This is a genomic window from Oerskovia paurometabola (assembly GCF_016907365.1).
In the GTDB taxonomy this organism is placed as follows: Bacteria; Actinomycetota; Actinomycetes; order Actinomycetales; family Cellulomonadaceae; genus Oerskovia; species Oerskovia paurometabola.
Genome location: NZ_JAFBBV010000001.1, coordinates 871,319 through 891,345 on the forward strand (window position 1 = coordinate 871,319; position 20,027 = coordinate 891,345).

Below are 20,027 nucleotides of genomic sequence, written 5' to 3' on the forward strand. Positions count from 1 at the left end.
GCGATCCCCTGCGGCGACCGCCCCGACCGGCGCACGACCCAGCCCCCGGTCGACACCGACACCGGACACGCGCGAGAGGGCCTGAGTGCAGCACGACGACATCGACGCCCTGCGGCGCACCCCCGCCTGGCGCCTCCTGCGCTCGGACAACGCGCCGCTCGCACTGAGCTTCCTCGGCACGGTCTTCGTCGAGCAGAACGTCCGCTCGATCGGTGAGGCCGAGCTGGTCTCCCTCCTGGACGACGCGCTGTACGCGATCGACGGGCCCGTCCCTGCCCGCGTGCAGCCCCGGCCCGTGACCGAGGGTGACGAGCCCGCGACGGGGAGCGACGTCGTCGGGCAGGAGGGGGCGGACGCCGAAGGGCAGGCCGCGGCTGGGGCGCGCCGGTACCCGCGCTCGCCCAAGGCGTACCTCGACCACTGGTCCGCACCCGAGCAGGGCTGGCTGCGCAAGTTCTACCCGACGGGTTCGGAGGAGGCGCACTACGACGCGACCCCGGCCGTCGAGAAGGCCGTCTCGTGGGTCTCCGCGCTGCGCGAGCGGAGCTTCGTGGGTACGGAGTCGCGCCTCAACACGGTCTTCGAGCTGTTGCGCCAGCTCACGGTCGGCACCGAGTCCGACGCCGACGCGCGCCTGCGCGAGCTCGAGGCGCGGCGGGCACGGATCGACGAGGAGATCGAGCGCGTGCGCGCGGGCCAGCTCTCGCTGCTCGACGCCGCGGCCCAGCGCGACCGGTACCAGCAGCTCACGGGCACGGCCGCGGACCTGCTCGCGGACTTCCGCGAGGTCGAGGCGAACTTCCGGACCCTCGATCGCGAGATGCGCGAGCGCATCACGGGCTGGGACGGCGCCAAGGGCGACCTGCTGGACGCCGTCGTCGGGAGCAGGTCCGCGATCGCGGACTCGGACCAGGGGCGCAGCTTCCACGCGTTCTACGACTTCCTCCTGGACCGCCAGCGGCAGGAGGAGTTCGCCGAGCTCGTCGAGAAGGTCCAGGCGCTGCCCGCGCTCGAGGAGCAGGTCGGGGACGACGGCGAGGCCTCTCCCGGCGTCACGGGTCGTGCGGCCGGACGCCGCCTGCGCCGCATCCACTACGACTGGCTCGACGCGGGCGAGCGCACGCAGTCGACCGTGCGCGTCCTGTCCGAGCAGCTCCGCCGCTTCCTCGACGACCAGGTGTGGCTCGAGAACCGGCGCGTCATCGACGTGCTGCGCAGCATCGAGTCGCGCGCCCTCGCGCTGCGCGACACACCGGACCGCCTGCGGCTCGGTGCGGACGAGACCGGGCCGCTCGCGACGACCATGGACGCGACCTCGGTCGACGTGCACCTGCCGACCGAACGCCCCCTCTATCGGCCCCAGCACCAGGAGCCGCTCGCGAGCGAGGGCGTGACCGCGGGCGTCGCCGACTTCGACGCATCGGCCCTGTTCACCCAGGTCCACGTCGACCCCGAGCGTCTGAGCCGCACCGTCCGTGACGCGCTGCGCCGTCGGGGCCAGGTCTCGCTCGCGCAGCTCGTCGAGGAGAACCCGCTCGAGCAGGGGCTCGCGGAGCTCGTGACGTACCTGTCGCTCGACGACCCGCGCTTCGCCGTCGTGCACGACCCTGCGCACATCGACGAGGTGCGGTGGGTCGTCGACGTCGCCGACGACCCGGTGCCGGGCGGCCTCGGCGGGGCGCCCGTCGGCGAGGGCGAGACCACCGAGGCAACGGCCGCCGAGGCCGTCCCGGCCGTGGACGAGGACGGGTTCCCGGTGCGACCCGCCGGGCCGCGCGTGCGCGTCGCCCGCGTCCCGCGCGTCACGTTCGCCCGGACGGGGGCCAAGGACCTCGCGGGCGCGGTCGCCCGCTCGCTCGCGCAGGCGCCGCCCGCCGCACCCGACCAGCAGTCCGCCCCGCCCAGCCCGCCGTCCGACCAGCCGTCTCCCCAGGAGGGAACCCCGTGAGCCAGCAGCCCGTCCGGACCGAACGTCCCGGGCAGACCGGTGGGCCCAGCCCCGAGCTCTCGCTCGTCGTGACCTCGCTCGTGAAGGGCGTCGTCTACCGCGAGGCCGGCACGCGCACGTGGCGCGACCTGCTCGCGCTCGAGGCGCAGGCGCGGGACTTCGTCGCGACGCTGGGCCTGGAGATCGTGATCGACGAGTCCGAGGGGTACGCGTACCTGCGCGCGCAGCCCGAGGACGAGCACGACGGCACCTTCATCCCGCGCCTCGTCGCGCGCCGCGAGCTGTCGTTCGACGTGAGCCTGCTGCTCGCGCTGCTGCGCAAGCGCCTCGCGCAGTTCGACTCCGAGGGCGGTGACACGCGCCTGGTCCTGACGCGCGACGAGATCGTGGACCTCGTCAAGGTCTTCCTGCCCGGGTCCAGCAACGAGGCCCGCGCGCGCGACCGTGTCGAGGCCAACGTGCGCCGCGTGGTCGAGCTCGGCTTCCTGCGACCGGTGCCCGACACCCCGGACACGTACGAGGTGCGGCGCATCCTCAAGGCGTTCGTCGACGGACAGTGGCTCGCCGACTTCGACGCGCGCCTCGCGGAGTACGCGGCTGAGCTCGCGTCGCGCGACGGGGGAGCGCTCCTGCCCGACGGCGGAGCACCCGTGGGTGCGCCGACCATGCGCATGCTCGGCACCGAGCCCGGCACCGGCACCACCCACGAGGAGGCCTGATGGCCGAGGCACTGTTCAGCGCGGTCGAGCTGCACGACGCGGCGGCGGACCTGGACCAGCGGTCGGGCTACCGCCTCGAACGCCTCGAGGTCCTCAACTGGGGCACGTTCGACAAGTACGCGTGGAGCTTCGAGCTCGAAGGGCGCAACGCGCTGCTCACGGGGGACATCGGCTCGGGCAAGTCGACCATCGTCGACGCCATCACGACGCTGCTGCTCCCCGCGAACCGCATCAGCTACAACAAGGCCGCGGGCGCCGACACGCGCGAGCGCACGCTGCGCTCCTACGTCGCGGGGCACTACAAGTCCGAGCGCAACGAGGTCACCGGCGCCTCCCGGCACGTGGGCCTGCGCCGCGGCCACACCTACTCGGTCATCCTGGGCGAGTTCGCCAACCGCGGCTTCGACTCGCGCGCCGTGCTGGCCCAGGTGTTCTGGCTCAAGGACGGCGCGCAGGGCCAGCCCGAGCGCTTCTACGTCACGAGCACCTCGCCCATGACGATCGCCGACGACTTCGCGGGCTTCGACGGGGACATCAACGTCCTGCGCCGCCGCCTGCGCGAGTCCGGCGCGCAGATCCGCGACCACTTCCCGGAGTACGGGCGCGACTTCCGCCGCCTGCTCGGCATCGAGTCCGAGCAGGCCATGGAGCTGTTCCACCAGACGGTGTCGATGAAGTCGGTCGGCGACCTCAACGAGTTCGTGCGCGAGCACATGCTCGAGCCGTTCGACGCGGCCCGCTGGACCGAGAAGCTCGTCGCGCACTTCGACGACCTCACGAGCGCGCACGACGCCGTCGTCAAGGCCCGTGCGCAGATCGACCAGCTCGCCCCCCTGCTCGCCGACGCCGACGCGTACGACGCCGCGGGGGAGCAGGTGCGGACCCTGTCCGCGCAGCGCGAGGCCCTGCGGGGCTTCACCGCAGGCCGCCGGGTCGAGGCACTCGACGCGCGCATCGGCGAGCTCGAGGCGTCGATCGCGGCCCGCGCCGACGGGCTCGACCGGCTCAAGGAGGAGCTCGCGCTGCTCGACGCCGAGCGCCAGCGCCTCGAGGTCGAGCGCGCCGGGCACGGCGGAGACCGCCTCGCGCAGATCGAGGGCGAGGTCGCCCGCCGCGAGGTCGAACGCGCCGAGCGCCGCGCCAAGGCCGACGAGTACGCGCGCTACCTCGCCGCGGCGGGCCTGGAGACCGTGGCGTCACGCGACGAGTTCACGGCCCTGCGCGAGCGCGCTGCCGACCTCCAGTCGGACGCGCAGGACGCCCTCGGCGAGATCGAGGGACGGGCCGGGGAGGTCGCGGCCGAGCTGCGCGCGGTCGAGGCCGAGGCCCGCGAGATCAACGCCGAGCTGAGGTCCCTGGCCGACCGCGAGTCCAACCTGCCCCGCGCGAGCCTGGACCTGCGTGCCCGCCTGTGCTCCGACGTCGGGCTCACGGACGCCGACCTGCCCTTCGCAGGGGAGCTCGTCGGCGTGCGTGCCGAGCACGCCGAGTGGGAGGGGGCCGCCGAGCGTGTGCTGCGCGGCTTCGCGCTCTCGCTCCTCGTGCCCGCCCAGCACTACGACGCCGTCTCGGCATGGATCAACGCGCACGACCTGCGGTCAAAGCTCGTCTACCACCGGGTGCCCGCGCCCGCCGGCGGCCGCTCGGGGAAGGGACGCGGCGCCGTCGGGACACCTGCGAGCCGGGACGACGGGCCGCTCCTCGCGGACCTGCTCGAGGTCAAGGACGGCGACCTCGCGACCTGGCTGAGCGACGAGCTCGAACGCCGCGCGGACTACGTGTGCGCCGACACGCTCGCCGACTTCCAGCGTGTGCCGCGCGCCGTGACGCGCGAGGGCCAGGTCAAGCACTCGGCGAGCCACCACGAGAAGGACGACCGTCGTGCCGTCCGCGACCGCAGCGGCTACGTCCTCGGCTGGAGCAACCAGGCCAAGATCGACGCGCTGCTCGAGGAGGCCACCGACGTCGCGACGCGGCGCACGGCCCTCGAGGAGCGCCGCGACGAGGTCGGGCGCGAGAAGAACGCGGCGATCTCACGCTCGGGCGCGCTCAACCGGCTCGACGTGTTCCGCGAGTGGCGCGAGCTCGACTGGGAGGAGCCCGTGCGCGCGATCGCCGAGCTCCACGAGGAGAAGCGCCGCATCGAGGGCGCGTCGACCGAGCTCAGCCGCATCGCCGACCAGCTCCGCGACCTCGCACGCCGGGCCGCGGGCATCGCGTCCGAGCGCGACGCGCTGCTCTCCGCGGCCGGTGCCGACAAGCACGCGCTCGACAGCGCCCGCGCGCAGCGCGACCGGTCGGCACGCGTCCTGACCGAGCAGGGACCGCTCGACGCGGAGCTCGTCGACGAGCTCGCCCGGATGTTCGACGCCGAGGCCGACGCCCAGGCCACCGCTCAGGGTGGCGCGCCGGGCGACGTCGAGCCCGACGCGGTCGAGAGCGCGCTGCGCACCCGGCTCACGAGCCGGGTCGAGGAGGCGCAGGCTCGCCAGGGCCAGCTCGGGACACGCATCGCCGCGCAGATGACGGCGTTCCGCGCCGCGTACCCGGTCGAGACGACCGAGCTCGACAACGACGTGCGCTCCGCCCCCGAGTACCGGGCGCTGCACGAGCGGCTCACGCGCGACGACCTGCCGCGCTTCGAGGTCGACTTCAAGACGTACCTCAACACCAACACGATCCGCGACATCGCGGGCTTCCACGCCGAGCTGTCCAAGCAGGCAGACCTCATCCGCGAGCGCGTCGAGATCATCAACGACTCGCTGCGCGCGATCGACTACAACCCCGGCCGGTACATCCGCCTCGAGATGGCGCCCACGCCCAACACCGAGGTGCGCGAGTTCCGGGCGGACCTGCGGGCGTGCACCGACGGCGCCCTGGGGCTCGACCTCGAGGGGCGTCGCGACGAGGACACGGGCGAGGAGACCGTCGCGTACTACTCGGAGGAGCGGTTCCTGCGGGTCAAGGCGATCGTCGAGCGCTTCCGGGGCCGCGAGGGGCAGGCCGAGGCGGACGAGGCGTGGAAGCGTCGCGTGACCGACGTGCGGAGCTGGTTCGTGCTGTCCGCGTCGGAGCGCTCGCGCGAGGACGACGTCGAGCACGAGCACTACTCCGACTCGGGCGGCAAGTCCGGCGGTCAGAAGGAGAAGCTCGCCTACACGATCCTCGCGGCCTCGCTCGCGTACCAGTTCAAGCTCGACTGGGGCGCGGTGCGGTCCAAGGCGTTCCGGTTCGTCGTGATCGACGAGGCGTTCGGCCGCGGGTCGGACGAGTCGACGCGGTTCGCGCTCGAGCTCTTCAAGAGCCTGGGCCTCCAGCTCCTCATCGTGACGCCGCTGCAGAAGATCCACGTGATCGAGCCGTACATCTCGGCCGTGGGCTACGTCGACAACCCGACGGGCCGCAACTCGCGCTTGCGGACGCTGACGATCGAGGAGTACCAGCAGGAGAAGGAGGCCCACGCGGCCCTCTGACCGGTGTCTCCAGGTACCTCTTCGGTGCCGAGCATGTGGTTGGCGTCGGAATTCGGCCCGGATCGGACGTCAACCGCATGCTCGGCGGACGTCAACCGCATGTTCGCCGACAGGCGTCAGCCGCGCGGCAGCCGCACCTCGAACGTCGTGCCCGACGACGGAGCCCGGCCCGCGTCGTCGGCTCCCGTGCCCGTAGGGCTCGGCCGGGCGAGGGCCGTCGCCGCCGCGTCGCGCACCGTGATCTCGCCGCCGTGCGCCTGCACGACGGCCTGCGCGATCGCGAGGCCCAGCCCGGTCGAGCCCCCGACCCGGTTGCGCGCCGAGTCGCCTCGGCTGAACCGTTGGAACAGGGACGGGCGCAGCGAGTCCGGGATGCCGGGGCCGTCGTCGGTCACGGACAGGACGACGTGGTCGTCGCCGTCGGGCCGGACGCCCACGACCACGCGCGTGCCCGGCGGGGTGTGGACGCGGGCGTTGCCCAGCAGGTTCGCGAAGACCTGGCGCAGGCGCGCCTCGTCGCCCACGACCGTGACGTCGGGGAGGTCGAACGTGTCGTCGCCGTCGGCCCACAGCACGTCGCCCTCGGCGGCAGCCTCGTCACCGTCGAGCACCGGGCCGTCACCCTCGGCCACGGGGAGGTCCAGCTCCCACACGTGGTCGCGGCTGGCCGCGTGCGCGTCCGCGACCGCGTCGATCGCGAGCGCCGCGAGGTCCACGGGCTCCCGGTCGAGCGGCCTGCCGGCGTCGAGCCGGGCGAGCAGCAGCAGGTCCTCGACGAGGTCGCCCATGCGCAGCGCCTCGGACTCGATGCGGTCGAGCGCGCGCAGGGTGTCCGGCGGCACGTCGTCGGGGGAGCGGCGCACGAGCTCCGAGTACCCGCGGATCGACGCGAGGGGCGTGCGCAGCTCGTGGCTCGCGTCGGCGACGAACTGGCGGACCTGCGTCTCGGACTCGTGGCGCGCGGTGAGCGACGCCTCGACGTGGTCGAGCATGCGGTTGAGCGCGGCCCCCACCTGGCCGACCTCGGTGCGCTCGTCCGTGAACTGCTCGTCGACGCGCGGGATCTCGCCGACCTCGCCGCGGTCGAGCGGCAGCTCGGACACGTGCACGGCGGCGTCGGCGAGCGAGTCGAGCGGGCGCAGCGAGCGGCGCACGAGCCACGTGCCGAGCACCGACGCGATCGCGATCCCGACGCCCGCCAGGATCACCTCGACCAGGAGGTAGCCCTCGACCGTCTGGCTGACCGAGGCGGTGCTCATGGCCGTGATGGACGGCTCCCCGTGCTCGGTCGTGGTCGAGATCGCGCGGAACGTCCCGAGGTCGGTCACCTCGACGTCGTGCGGCCTCCCGTCCGCGGGCACGGACTCGAGGTCGGCGATCTGGGCGGCGTCGAGCTCGCGCCGGTCGCCCAGGTCGTCGACGTACCCCGCGAACTGCACCTCGCCGTCCGCGTACACGACGTTGATGGTCCCGGCGCCCTGCCCGGGCGGCAGGGGGTCGCCGTTCCCCGTGCCCGACGACGGCGCCTCGCCCGGGGAGGTCCCGTCACCGGGGTCCTGGGCGGGGGGCGCACCGTCGCCCGGCCGGTCGAAGGGTCCGCGCTCGGCGCGCTGGCTCGCCTGCACGAGCTCGTCGTCGAGGCGGTCGACCAGGCTCTGACGCAGTGCGAGCGTCGAGCTCACCGCGAGCGCGACGCTGAGCACGAGCAGGATCCCGACGAGGACCGTGACGAGCTGTCGGCGCAGGGTGTGCGGTCGGGCGGTGAGCGACGCCCGGGGCGAGGTCACGCGTCAGGCCTTCGCGGCGCCGTCGGGCACGGTGCCTGCCGGGCGGGCTCCGCCCGTCGCCGCTCCCGGGGAGCCCGTGGCTCCCTCGGCGGGCTTGATGACGTAGCCGACCCCGCGCAGGGTGTGGATCATGGGCTCGCGGCCCTTGTCGATCTTGCGACGCAGGTAGGAGATGTAGAGCTCGACGATGTTGGCCTGCCCGCGGAAGTCGTAGTTCCACACGCGGTCGAGGATCTGCGGCTTGGACATGACGCGCCGGGCGTTGCGCATGAGGTAGCGCAGGAGCTCGAACTCGGTCGCCGACAGGTGGATGGGGTCGCCCCCGCGGAACACCTCGTGCGAGTCCTCGTCGAGGACCAGGTCGCCGACCACGACGGTCGAGTCCTCGCGGGCGGCCGTCGCACCGCCACGCCGCATGAGACCGCGCAACCGGGCCACGACCTCCTCGAGGCTGAACGGCTTGGTCACGTAGTCGTCGCCGCCTGCGGTGAGCCCGGCGACACGGTCCTCGACGGTGTCGCGGGCCGTGAGGAACAGGACGGGGACGTCGGGGGAGACCGCGCGGATGCGGCGCAGCACGGTGAGGCCGTCGAGGTCGGGCAGCATGACGTCGAGCACGATCACGTCGGGGCCGACGTCGCGGGCCGTGCGGATCGCGGACTGCCCGTCGAGGGCGGTCGAGACGTCCCACCCCTCGTAGCGCAGGGCCGAGGTGAGGAGCTCGGCGAGGTTGGGCTCGTCGTCGACCACGAGGACGCGCACCGGGGAGCCGTCGGCCCGGGTCAGGCGTTCGGGGGCGCGCGGGGAGACGAGGGGTTCCGTGGGCGCGGGGGTCGTGGTCATGCGTCCATGGTGCGCGCGGTGTCTCGGTCGTGCCTGTGGTGTTCCTATGAATTGACTGTGAGGGCGCTCGTCAGTCGAGCGGCCGCTCCCGGTGCGAGGCGGCGAGCGTCGAGGCGAGGATCGCCTCGATCGCGAAGGCCGTGGCGCCGGCGAGGTCGACCGCGTCGGGGTCGAGCAGCCACTGGGTCTGGAGGCCGTCCATGACGGCGATGATGGTGCTGGCCGCGCGGTCGAGGGCGACGGGGTCGAGCGCGACGTCGTCCTCGGGGGTCAGGAGGCCGGCCTCGCGGCGTTCGGCGATCACGGTGGTCAGGGCGCTCCTGATGTCTCCGCGCAGGCCTGCGAAACGGCGCGCGGCCCAGTCGCGCGCGGGGTGCTGGTCGGTCACGGACTCGCCGGTCAGGACGGTGTAGGCCTGCACGATGCCGGGGCGCTCGGCGTTCATCCGTGCGGTCGTGACGAGGTGGCGGAACAGGTCGAGGCCGCCGGGGATGTGCTTGCCCTCGAGGTGCTCGACGTCGACGACGTCCCGGAACTCGAGCACCTCGATGAGGAGCTGGTTCTTGGAGCCGAAGTGGTGGAGCACCCCGGCGTGGGTGATCCCGACCTGCTCGGCGACCTCGGCGAGCGAGCCCTGGTGGTACCCCTTGGACCCGAAGACGCGCATGGCTGCGCGCAGGATCTCCTCGCGCCGGGCGGCGGTGCCCTTGCGCGGTCGGCGCGTGCGCGCCGGTATGGCCTCTGTCATGACCGCAACCATACTGTGATCTTCGTTGACTTACTGACCTGTAAGTAAGTGTGGTTGTATATCGGCCAGCAGACAACGCCGTCCGAACGGAGCACCTGGTGTCACTGAAGACCCACGACGTCACGACCGACGTCACCCCCGACGTCAGCCCTGAGGGCGCGGTCGACGTCGACGGGACCGAAGAACGCCTCGCGCGCCTCGCCGCAGACCTCACGGTCGAGGAGAAGGTCTCCCTCGTCGTCGGCGCGGGCATGTGGACCACCACCCCGATCGAGCGCATCGGCCTGCGGGCCGTCGCGATGTCGGACGGCCCCGTGGGCGTGCGCGGCACGGGCGGCGAGACCGACGGCGCCGCGGCGGGAGCGCAGACCTCCGCGATGCTCCCCGCCCCCAGCGCGCTCGCCGCGACCTGGGACCTCGACCTCGCGACCCGCGCCGGCGCGCTCTTCGCGTCCGAGGCCCGCCGCCACGGCGTCCACGTCGTCCTCGCCCCGCAGATCAACCTCCAGCGCACGCCCGTCGGCGGCCGCCACTTCGAGTGCTACTCCGAGGACCCGCACCTGACCGCCGAGATCGCGGTCCGCCTCGTGCGCGCCTCGCAGGAGAACGGCGTCGGCATGAGCGTCAAGCACTACGTCGCGAACGACTCCGAGACCGAGCGCACGCGCTACCTCGCCCGCCTCGACGAGCGCACGCTGCGCGAGGTCTACCTCCCGCCGTTCGAGCGCGTCGTGCACGAGGCCCAGGCCTGGAGCGTCATGGGTGCCTACTCGGGCGTCGACGACGGCGAGACCGCCGCGCCCGTCCTCGAGCACCGCCCGCTCCTCACCGGGATCCTCAAGGACGAGTGGGGCTTCGACGGCGTCGTCGTGAGCGACTGGGTCGCGACCAAGTCGATCCGGGGCGCGGTCGAGGGCGGGCTCGACCTCCAGATGCCCGGCCCCGACGGCCCCTGGGGCGACGGCCTGCTCGACGCCGTCCGCTCGGGCGAGGTCGCCGAGAGCGAGCTCGACGACAAGGTGCTGCGCCTCCTGCGCCTGGCGCACCGCGTCGGCGCGCTCGACCTCGGCGGCCCCGCCGTTCCCGGCACCGGCTCCGGCACGGAGTCCGGCCTCCAGCCCGACGGCGCACCCTCCTCCGCGCCGTCGGCCCGCGACGGGCTCACGGGCCAGGAGGCGTCGGCCGCCTTCCTCCGTGAGCTCGTCGCCCGCTCGATCGTCGTGCTCAAGAACTCGCCGGTCGCACCGCGCGCCGGGGAGGGGCCGGTCCGGCTCGTCCCGCTCGACCCTGCCGCCCTCGCGACCCCCGGGCGCCCCCTGACCGTGGCTCTCCTCGGCCCGGCCGCGACCGCCCCCTTCCTGCAGGGCGGCGGTTCGTCGTTCGTCGTCCCGGACCGCGTCTCGACCCCCGAGGAGGAGATCCGCGCAGGCCTGCCCGCCGGGACGCGTCTCCTCGTCCACGACGGTGCACGCTCGCGCTCCAACCCGCCCGCGCTCGACGTCTCCGGCAGGTGCAGCGACCCGCTCACGGGCGCGCCGGGCCTGCGGGTCGAGCTGCTCGGCACCCACGGCGAGGTCCTCGACTCCCGCACGGCACCGTCGTGGGACGGCTGGCTCCAAGACGTCCGCGCCGACGCCGTGGCCGTGCGGGTCCGCGCCGATGTCGACCTCGACGAGCCGGGCACGCACGAGCTCGGCATCGGCACGGTCGGCGTCCACGTCGTCACGGTCGAGGGCCAGGTCGTCTCGACCGGCGACGTCGTGGTCGACGAGGACGTCGTGCTGAGCTCGGGCCACAACCACCCCGTCGCGCGCACCGTGACGGTCGAGGTCGCCGAGCCTCGCACCGCCCGCCTCGACGCGACCCTCCAGGTCGTCCACGCCGTCGGGTACGCGTCGTTCGTGCGCGGCGAGCTGGTCCACCGGCTGCCCGGAGCGAGCGCCGAGAAGCTGCTCGACGACGCCGTGGCCGCGGCGAGCGAGGCCGACGTCGCGATCGTCGTGATCGGCACGACCGAGGAGGTCGAGTCCGAGGGCTACGACCGCCCCGATCTCGACCTGCCCGGCAATCAGGACCGGCTGGTCGAGGCCGTCCTCGCCGCCAACCCGAGGACCGTGGTCGTCGTCAACGCGGGCGCGCCCGTCCTGCTGCCGTGGCTCGACGACGCCCCGAGCGTCCTGTGGGCCTGGCTCGGCGGGCAGGAGGCCGGGACCGGGCTCGCCGACGCGCTGCTCGGGACGACCGAGCCCTCGGGGCGTCTCCCGTGGACGCTGCCCGCCCGCGTCGAGGACGTCCCCGTCCCGCACGCGATCCCGCACGAGGGCGTCGTCGAGTACACCGAGGGGCTCGACGTCGGCTACCGCGCGTGGGAGCGCACGGGCGCCACCCCCGCGGCCCCGTTCGGCCACGGCCTGGGCTGGTCCGAGTGGGAGTACCTGAGCACGACGGTCGTCGTGGCGGACGGTCGCTCGGACGTCCTGCTCGACGTGACGGTCCGCAACGCGGGCACCCGCGCGAGCCGCGAGGTCGTCCAGGTCTACGTCGAACCCGACGCAGCCTCGGACCACGACGCGACCGAAGCCCCCGACCGCCCCGTGCGCTGGCTCGGCGGCTTCGCCGTCGTCGACGCAGCCCCGGGCGAGACCACCACGGCGCGCGTGCGCATCCCCGCGCGCGCCCTCCAGATCTGGGACGTCCCCTCGCAGCGGTGGGTCACCGCCGCCGGCGGGCACGTCCTGCGAGCAGGGCGGTCGATCCGCGACCTCCGGCTCAGGGCGACCCTGCCCGCCTGACCCCGGGGGAGCTGGTCGACCAGCCCCCCGAACGCACGACCCGCACCGCCAGCACGGCCAGCCCCACCCGTCCCACCAGCAAGACGACCGGTTCATCGCGGACCGCACGTACGGTTCGTTCAGATTTTCAGTGCAAGGAGGCACTCATGAACAAGCGCAGGATCAGCACGGCGATCATCGGGCTCACGTCCCTCGCCCTCGTCGCCACCGCGTGCAGCGGCGGCAGCGGCGACGGGGGCACCTCGTCGGCAGGCAGCTCGGACGTGCTCACGATCGGCATGCCCAACGGCCCGCAGACCGACAACTCGAACCCCTTCGCGAACACGTCCTCGGCGATGTCGCTCGGCTACGCGTTCGCGATCTACGAGCCCCTCGCCCAGGTCAACACCGTGCGGCCCTCCGAGGACCCCACGCCGTGGCTCGCGAGCGAGTGGGAGTGGAACGCCGACTACACGCAGCTCACGCTCACGGCCCGCGACGGCGTCAAGTGGTCCGACGGCGAGGACTTCACCGCCGACGACATCGCCTACTCGTTCCAGATCCGCAAGGACAACGAGGGCCTCAACACGTTCGCCCTGCCCTTCGGCGACATCGCGGTCGACGGCAACAAGGTCACGGTCTCCTTCACCTCGGGCCAGTTCGTCAAGCAAGCCCAGATCCTCCAGCTCTTCATCGTCCCCGAGCACATCTGGAAGGACGTCGACGACCCCACGACCTGGACCAACGAGGAGCCCGTCGGCACCGGCCCGTACACCCTCAAGTCGTGGACCGCGCAGGCCGCGACGCTCACCGCGCGCGACGACTACTGGGGCGGCGAGCTCGGCGTCAAGGAGCTGCGCTACAGCTCCTACAACGACAACAACGCCCTCACCAACGCCCTCGTGTCGGGCGAGGCGCAGTGGGGATGGACCTTCATCCCCGACTACCAGAAGGTCTACATCGACGCGAACCCCGACGTGAACAACCAGTGGGCCCCCACGGGTCTCGGCGTCGACTCGCTCTTCCTCAACACCGAGACCGAGCCGTTCGACGACGTCGCCGTCCGCAAGGCCGTCCAGATGGTCCTCGACCGCCAGCAGATCTCCGACCTCGCGTCCTCGGGCGTCTTCCCGCCCCTGCTCAACGTCACCGGCATGCCCGAGCCCGCAGGCACCGACTTCATCACCGCGCCCTTCCAGGGCACGAAGTACACGGTCGACGTCGACGGCGCCAAGAAGGTCCTCGCCGACGCCGGCTACACCCTCGACGGCACGACCCTCAAGGACCCCGAGGGCAACGCCGTGACGTTCACGCTCACCAACCCCACGGGCTGGTCCGACTACCTGACCGAGCTCCAGATGGTCGCCGACGCCGTCAAGCCCCTCGGCATCGCCGCGACCGTCGAGGGCCAGAACGCCGACGCATGGTTCACCGCGATCGCCGAAGGCGACTTCCAGGCCTCCATGCACTGGACCGACGGCGGCGCGACCCCCTGGGACACCTACTCCAACCAGATGGACGGAGCCCAGTACATGCCGCTCGGCGAGCGCGCCAACTGGAACTTCGGCCGCTTCAAGAACGACGAGGCGACCGCAGCCCTGGCCACGTACGCCAACGCCACGGACGAGGCAGCCCGTACCGCCGCGCTCGAGACCGTCCAGCAGGTCTTCGTCGACGAGGTCCCGACCATCGCGCTCCTCGGACGCCCGGCCGCGGCCCAGTACTCGACCAAGAACTTCGTGGGCTGGCCCTCGGACGAGGACCCGTACGCGAACCCGCAGCCGACGACGGCGAACGCGTCGCTGATCCTCACGAAGCTGAAGCCGGCTTCCTGATCGTCTCGTGAGAGGTGGGGAGGGGCGTGGCCGGGCCTACCATCCGGCCTCGTTCCTCGGCCTCCCGCCAGGCCCGACCACGGCCCGGCCACGCCCCTCCCCACCACTCCTGCCTGCGCAGCGCGTCCTTCGCTCCCCACGCCGCATACGTGGCCGGTGCTTGATGCAGGCGCCCCCCGTTCCCCCCCAGCAGTCAGGTTCACCCATGAGTTCCGACACGCACACCGCCCCGGTCGCGCCCCCGCCCGCCGCGCCCGTCCTCGAGGCCCGCGGGCTCACCAAGCACTTCCCCGTCAAGGGGCTGCGGTCCCACGCCGTCGTGCACGCGGTCGACGGCGTCGACGTCTCGCTGCGCAGCGGCCAGGTCGTCGCGCTCGTGGGGGAGTCCGGCTCCGGCAAGTCGACCATCGCCCGGCTCCTCGCCCGCCTGTACACGCAGACGTCGGGCGAGATCCTGCTGCACGGCGAGCCCGTGACCGCGCACCGCGGCCGGGCCTTCCGCCGGTACTGCCGGCGCGTCCAGATGATCTTCCAGGACCCGTTCGGCTCCCTGAACCCGGTCCACACGATCCGCTACTCGCTCACGCGCTCGCTGCGGATCCACCAGCCGAAGCTGCGCGGACAGGCGCTCGAGGACGCCCTCGAGGCGTTGCTCAACAGGGTGCAGCTCCAGCCCGAGCGGTACGTCGACAAGTACCCGCACGAGCTCTCGGGCGGGCAGCGCCAGCGTGTCGCGATCGCGCGCGCCCTGGCCGCCGACCCCGAGGTGCTCCTCGCCGACGAGCCCATCTCGATGCTCGACGTGTCGATCCGCATCGGCATCCTCAACCTCCTCAAGGACCTGCGCGACCGCCTCGGCATCGCGATCCTCTACATCACGCACGACATCGCCTCGGCCCGGTACTTCGCCGACGAGACCCGCGTCATGTACGCGGGCCGCATCGTCGAGCACGGCGAGAGCGAGCTCGTGACGCAGGAGCCCGCGCACCCGTACACCCAGCTCCTGGTGCGCTCGGCCCCCGACCCGGAGAACCTCGCGGCGCAGGACCGCACGGGCGCGAACGGGGAGCCTCCGTCGATGGTCCGCCCGCCCGAGGGCTGCCGGTTCAGCCCGCGCTGCCCGTTCGCGACGGACCTGTGCCGGAGCACGGTTCCCGGCCTCGTGCCCGTGGGCGACGGCCGCGAGGTCGCCTGCTGGGGCTACGTGGACGCGTCCGAGGTCGATCCTGCCGAGCGGGACCTGCTCCCCGTGCTCGGCGCCGCACGAGTGGGGGTGTCGGCATGAAGTACTTCCTGCGACGCATCGTCTTCTACGTGATCACCGCCTGGGCGGCCATCACGATCAACTTCTTCATCCCGCGCATGATGGACGGCGACCCGGTGTCGTCCTTCATCAACAAGAACCAGGGCCGCATCAGCTCCGAGGCCCGCGAGTCGCTGTACGTCCTGTTCGGGCTCGACAGCGGCGCCTCCCTCTGGGAGCAGTACGTCGACTACTGGAAGATGCTGTTCTCGGGGGACCTGGGCCTGTCGATCATGCTCTTCCCGAGCACCGTGAGCGAGGTCATCGCGCAGGCCCTGCCGTGGACCATCGGCCTGGTCGGCATCGCGACGGTCATCAGCTTCCTGCTCGGCTCGTTCCTCGGCGTCGTCATCGGCTGGCGCCGTGGGTCGTGGGCCGACGGCCTCCTGCCGATCACCACCTTCTTCTCGTCCGTGCCGTACTTCTGGCTGGGCCTGGTCGCGATCATGCTCTTCTCGGTGACGTGGTCGATCTTCCCGTCGTCGGGCGCCTACCAGCCGGGGCTCGTGCCCGGGTGGAACTGGGAGTTCATCAGCTCCGTGATCCAGCACGGCACGCTGCCCGCGATCACGATCGTGCTGTCCTCGGTCGCGGGCTGGATCCTCGGCATGCGGAACATGACGGTCACGGTCACCTCGGAGGACTACGTCACGGTCGCACAGGCCAAGGGCCTCTCGGAGCGTCGCGTGATGTTCGGGTACGCGGCCCGCAACGCGATCCTGCCGCAGGTCTCGGGCTTCGCGCTGTCCCTCGGATTCATCGTGTCGGGGACGCTCGTCATGGAGAAGGTCTTCTCCTACCAGGGCGTGGGCTTCACGCTCCTGCAGGCGATCGGCGCGCACGACTACCCCCTCATGCAGGGCATCTTCCTCATGATCACGCTGTCCGTCCTCGTGGCGAACATCCTCGCCGACCTCGCCTACGTGGTCCTCGACCCGCGCACCCGACAGGAGGGCTGAGAAGATGACCGGCATCCCCGTCCAGATGGACCACGCCCAGCTCGACACCGGCTCCGAGCCGCTCGCCCCCGAGGTGCCCCGGCGCCGCAAGGGGACGCGCAAGAAGCAGAAGCTCCTGTTCCTGCGCAACGGCAAGTCCTTCACGGGGCTCGCGATCCTGGGGTTCTTCGCGATCCTCGCGGTCGTCGGGCCGTGGATCGCTCCCTACGACCCGAGCGCGATGTCGCCCGACGTCCTGCAGCCCCCGAGCGCCGCGCACTGGCTCGGGACCACGCACGTCGGCCAGGACGTGTTCTCCCAGATCCTCGTGGGCACGCGCGGCGTCATGATCGTCGGTTTCGTCGCGGGCATCGGCGCGACGCTCCTGTCGATCCTGGTGGGCGTGAGCGCGGGCTTCCTGGGGGGTGTGAGCGACGAGCTGCTCTCGTCGCTGTCCAACATCTTCCTCGTCATCCCCGCCCTGCCGCTCATCATCATCGTCGCGGGCCAGCTCCCCGACGCGGGCGGGCTCACGGTCGCGCTCATCCTGGCCGCGACGAGCTGGGCGTGGGGTGCGCGCATCCTGCGCGCCCAGACCCTGTCGCTGCGCCGTCGCGACTTCGTCGAGGCCGCACGCGCCAACGGCGAGTCGACGTGGCGCATCGTGTGGTTCGAGACCCTGCCCAACCTGACGGCCATCATGGCGTCGAGCTTCGTGGGCACGGTGACGTTCGCGATCCTCATGCAGACCACGCTCGCGTTCATCGGCGTCACGTCGATCTCGGACTGGAACTGGGGCACGATCCTCTTCTGGGCCGAGCAGCAGCAGGCCCTCTCTCGCGGCGCGTGGTGGTGGTTCGTCCCGGCGGGCCTGTGCATCGCGATGCTCGGTATGGCCCTGACCCTCATCAACTTCGGGATCGACGAGTTCGTCAACCCGCGCCTGCGCTCGACGGGCGCGAGCCCGCGCGCCCTGCGCAGGCGCCGCATCTCGCCGCGCATCGGCTTCACGGCCGTGGTCCGCGAGGGGGTGCCGGTCGCGTCCAGGGCGGGCGCCACGAGCACCAGCAGGCCCGACGGCGCCACGCGCCCGGGTGCGCTGCCCACCCCGACCGGTGCGGCGCCGTCGGGCAGGGGGACGGGCGCGCCCGCCCCGGGCGGGCCGGGCACCCCGGGGAGCACGCGCGACGACCGCGACACCGACGGCACGACCGCACGCAAGGAGAACGCCCGATGACCGTCACCGACCTTCCCCCCGCCGGGTCTCCCACCGGGACGGGCAGCCCCGTGCTGGAGATCCGCGACCTGCACGTCGCCTACGGCTACGGCCCCGAGCCCGTTCGCGCGCTGCGCGGGGTGAACCTCACGCTGCACGAGGGCGAGGTCCTGGGGATCGCGGGCGAGTCGGGCTGCGGCAAGTCGACCCTCGTCTACGCCGCGACCCGGCTCCTTCCCCCGCCCGGACTCATCACGGGCGGCGAGGTCCTGTTCCACGGGGGCGTGGGGAGCGCGGGCGGCGAGCCCGTCGACATCCTGCGCATGAGCGACAAGGAGCTGCGCCGCTCGCGCTGGCAGGACACCGCGATCGTGTTCCAGGGCGCCATGAACTCGCTCAACCCGGTCTACCGGGTCGGCAAGCAGCTCACCGACGCGATCGCGGCGCACCGCCCCGGCATGTCACGCTTCGACCGCAACGAGCGGGCCGCCGAGCTGCTGTCCATGGTCGGGATCGCGACGGACCGCATCTCGGCGTACCCGCACCAGCTCTCGGGCGGCATGCGCCAGCGCGTCATGATCGCGATGGCGCTCGCGCTCGAGCCCAAGGTGCTCATCATGGACGAGCCCACCACGGCGCTCGACGTCGTCATGCAGCGTCAGATCGTCGAGCAGATCATCGAGCTGCGCGACCGCCTGGGCTTCTCGGTCGTCTTCATCACGCACGACGTGTCGCTGCTCATCGAGGTCGCCGACCGCATCGCGATCATGTACGCGGGCGAGATCGTCGAGCAGGCGTCCGCGAGCGACGTGTACCGGCGTCCTCGGCACCCGTACACGCACGGGCTGCTCAACTCGTTCCCTCCCCTGCACGGACCCAAGCGGCCGCTCGTCGGCATCCCGGGCTCGCCGCCCGACCTCCAGGCCCTGCCGAGCGGGTGCCCGTTCCGGCCGCGCTGCGCGCACGTCATGGACGCGTGCGCCGACGTCCACCCGACGCTGGGTCCCACGTCGCTGGGCCTGCCCGGTGTCGGCGAACCGGGCCGGTCGGTCGCGTGCCTGCTCCACGACGGGCACGGCGAGGTCCCCGCGGAGCTGCGCGTCTGAGGGGCGCACCTGGTCCGCCGGGGTCGACGATCCCAGGTGACTCCTCGGTCGCGGGGCCGCCCGGTCGTCCCCGCGAGCAGAGCCGGTCGGCACCCCGCGTCGGGGGCCGGCCGGCTCGCGCTCGTCGCAGGGCGCTCCCGGCGGGGGTGTGAAAGACCACCCGCCGCCACGCCCTGACCTGCCCGTTCTCTTTGCCGGATCCCCACACGCGGTGACCTACGGTGGACGGGTGAGCTTCCCCCCTCCTTCGACGACGCAGCCGACCGCACGTCCGCCGGCCCCCCCGCGGGCCGTCGGTGCACGCCCCGTGCACGCACCCGGCAGAGGCGCGACGAACGTGCCGGGACGCGTCGTGGCGGGTCTCACCGCGGTCGCCGCCGTCGTCCTCACGTGGCAGGTGTGGAACGTCTTCGTGGCGACCGAGCAGGGGCAGTTCCTGGACCAGGCGGCGTTCCGTGGCGCCGACTACGGGCAGGGGACGCTGTGGTCGTTCGCGTCCCCCGTGCTCGACGTCGTCTCGGTGTCCTTCGTCGTCCTCGGGCTGGGGACCGCGATGGGCATCGCGCTCCTGCGGCGTCGATGGGGACTCGCGGTCCAGGTCGCGTTCCTCGTCGTGGGAGCCAACGTCACGACGCAGCTCACGAAGAAGGTCGTCCTCGACCGCCCGGACCTCATCGGCGGGTGGAACGGCAACAGCCTCCCCAGCGGGCACACGACCGTCGCCGGTTCGGTGTCGGTCGCGCTGCTGATGGCGGTGCCGCGCGGCTATCGCCCCGTCGTCGCGCTCCTGGGCGGCACGTACACGGCGGCCACGGGCATCTCGACGCTCGTGGGGGAGTGGCACCGACCGAGCGACGTGGTCGCGGCCGTGCTCGTGGTCCTCGCCTGGGGAGCGCTGGTCCTGGCGTTCACACCCACCTCGGCCCTCGACGAGCTCCCCGCCGGCCGGAGCGGCGCCTACCCGGGGTCGGTCGTCGTGTCGGTGCTCCTCATCGCAGGCGGCCTCGTGGCTGCGCTCGTCGCGGCCTGGTGCCTTCGCGAGGTCTACCCCGCGAGCTGGGGCATGACGGACCTGGCGGAGACCACGGCCTACGTGGGGGGCGCGTCGGGGGTGGTCGCCGCGACGGCGATCTCGTTCGCGATGCTCCTCCTGCTCCGACAGGCCACGTCCCGTCCCCCGCGCAGGTGACGGTCGCCCACAGGTCCGGTCACGGTCTCGCGCCCGGCGTCCCGGACGACCACGAGCCCTGGTCACGAGGGCTGTCCACAACGGATAAGGTGCCGCCTGGCGCCAGTGGCGTAACGTCATAGGCTGCCGGTGGGAACGAGACGGTGGGGTC

At 72.6% G+C, this 20,027-nt stretch carries 13 protein-coding genes; 10 read left to right on the forward strand and 3 right to left on the reverse strand.

Features of this window, described 5'->3' with window-relative positions; genetic code table 11:
• Positions 1-85 precede the first annotated feature (85 nt).
• The 3 genes from JOD48_RS03910 to JOD48_RS03920 are packed head-to-tail and all read left to right on the forward strand — an operon-like array spanning position 86 to position 6,140.
• Positions 86-1,948 (forward strand): DUF3375 domain-containing protein, encoded by a 1,863-nt coding sequence (locus tag JOD48_RS03910; RefSeq protein ID WP_307823959.1) that lies wholly within the window; start codon positions 86-88, stop codon positions 1,946-1,948.
• The gene (locus JOD48_RS03915; RefSeq protein WP_204807529.1) at positions 1,945-2,667 is read left to right on the forward strand and encodes a DUF4194 domain-containing protein; all 723 of its coding nucleotides are present in this window, start codon (positions 1,945-1,947) and stop codon (positions 2,665-2,667) included. The genes JOD48_RS03910 and JOD48_RS03915 overlap by 4 nt, the downstream gene beginning before the upstream one ends.
• A complete protein-coding gene (locus JOD48_RS03920; RefSeq protein WP_204807531.1) occupies positions 2,667-6,140 on the forward strand; it encodes an ATP-binding protein in 3,474 nt (1,157 codons plus the stop codon). Before JOD48_RS03915 ends, JOD48_RS03920 begins: the two co-directional genes overlap by 1 nt.
• A gap of 116 nt (positions 6,141-6,256) precedes the next feature.
• Here JOD48_RS03920 and JOD48_RS03925 read toward each other — a convergent pair whose 3' ends face one another.
• From JOD48_RS03925 to JOD48_RS03935, 3 genes are all read right to left on the reverse strand, one after another.
• A complete protein-coding gene (locus JOD48_RS03925) occupies positions 6,257-7,927 on the reverse strand; it encodes a sensor histidine kinase (protein ID WP_307823960.1) in 1,671 nt (556 codons plus the stop codon).
• 3 nt (positions 7,928-7,930) lie between these two features.
• On the reverse strand, positions 7,931-8,770 hold the full coding sequence (locus tag JOD48_RS03930) for a response regulator transcription factor (protein WP_275581433.1): 840 nt from the start codon (positions 8,768-8,770) through the stop codon (positions 7,931-7,933).
• 70 nt (positions 8,771-8,840) lie between these two features.
• Positions 8,841-9,518 carry a TetR/AcrR family transcriptional regulator gene (locus tag JOD48_RS03935; RefSeq protein ID WP_204807533.1) on the reverse strand — a complete coding sequence of 226 codons (678 nt, stop codon included), beginning with the start codon at positions 9,516-9,518 and terminating at the stop codon, positions 8,841-8,843.
• 98 nt (positions 9,519-9,616) lie between these two features.
• Between JOD48_RS03935 and JOD48_RS03940 the strand changes: the two genes are divergently transcribed.
• The 7 genes from JOD48_RS03940 to JOD48_RS19425 all read left to right on the forward strand — a co-directional run bounded on the left by JOD48_RS03940 (position 9,617) and on the right by JOD48_RS19425 (position 19,876).
• The gene (locus tag JOD48_RS03940; protein WP_307823961.1) at positions 9,617-12,310 is read left to right on the forward strand and encodes a beta-d-glucosidase; all 2,694 of its coding nucleotides are present in this window, start codon (positions 9,617-9,619) and stop codon (positions 12,308-12,310) included.
• A gap of 146 nt (positions 12,311-12,456) precedes the next feature.
• Entirely contained in the window at positions 12,457-14,124 is a 1,668-nt protein-coding gene (locus tag JOD48_RS03945; RefSeq protein WP_204807535.1) for an ABC transporter substrate-binding protein, read from the forward strand.
• A 205-nt stretch (positions 14,125-14,329) separates the two neighbouring features.
• The gene (locus JOD48_RS03950; RefSeq protein ID WP_191791806.1) at positions 14,330-15,409 is read left to right on the forward strand and encodes an ABC transporter ATP-binding protein; all 1,080 of its coding nucleotides are present in this window, start codon (positions 14,330-14,332) and stop codon (positions 15,407-15,409) included.
• On the forward strand, positions 15,406-16,386 hold the full coding sequence (locus tag JOD48_RS03955) for an ABC transporter permease (RefSeq protein ID WP_191791805.1): 981 nt from the start codon (positions 15,406-15,408) through the stop codon (positions 16,384-16,386). The genes JOD48_RS03950 and JOD48_RS03955 overlap by 4 nt, the downstream gene beginning before the upstream one ends.
• A 4-nt stretch (positions 16,387-16,390) precedes the next feature.
• Positions 16,391-17,602 (forward strand): ABC transporter permease, encoded by a 1,212-nt coding sequence (locus tag JOD48_RS03960; RefSeq protein ID WP_239527326.1) that lies wholly within the window; start codon positions 16,391-16,393, stop codon positions 17,600-17,602.
• Positions 17,599-18,687, forward strand: coding sequence for an ABC transporter ATP-binding protein (locus JOD48_RS03965; protein ID WP_204807538.1), 1,089 nt, complete (start codon positions 17,599-17,601; stop codon positions 18,685-18,687). Before JOD48_RS03960 ends, JOD48_RS03965 begins: the two co-directional genes overlap by 4 nt.
• A gap of 337 nt (positions 18,688-19,024) precedes the next feature.
• Positions 19,025-19,876, forward strand: coding sequence for a phosphatase PAP2 family protein (locus tag JOD48_RS19425; RefSeq protein WP_307823962.1), 852 nt, complete (start codon positions 19,025-19,027; stop codon positions 19,874-19,876).
• Positions 19,877-20,027 lie beyond the last annotated feature (151 nt).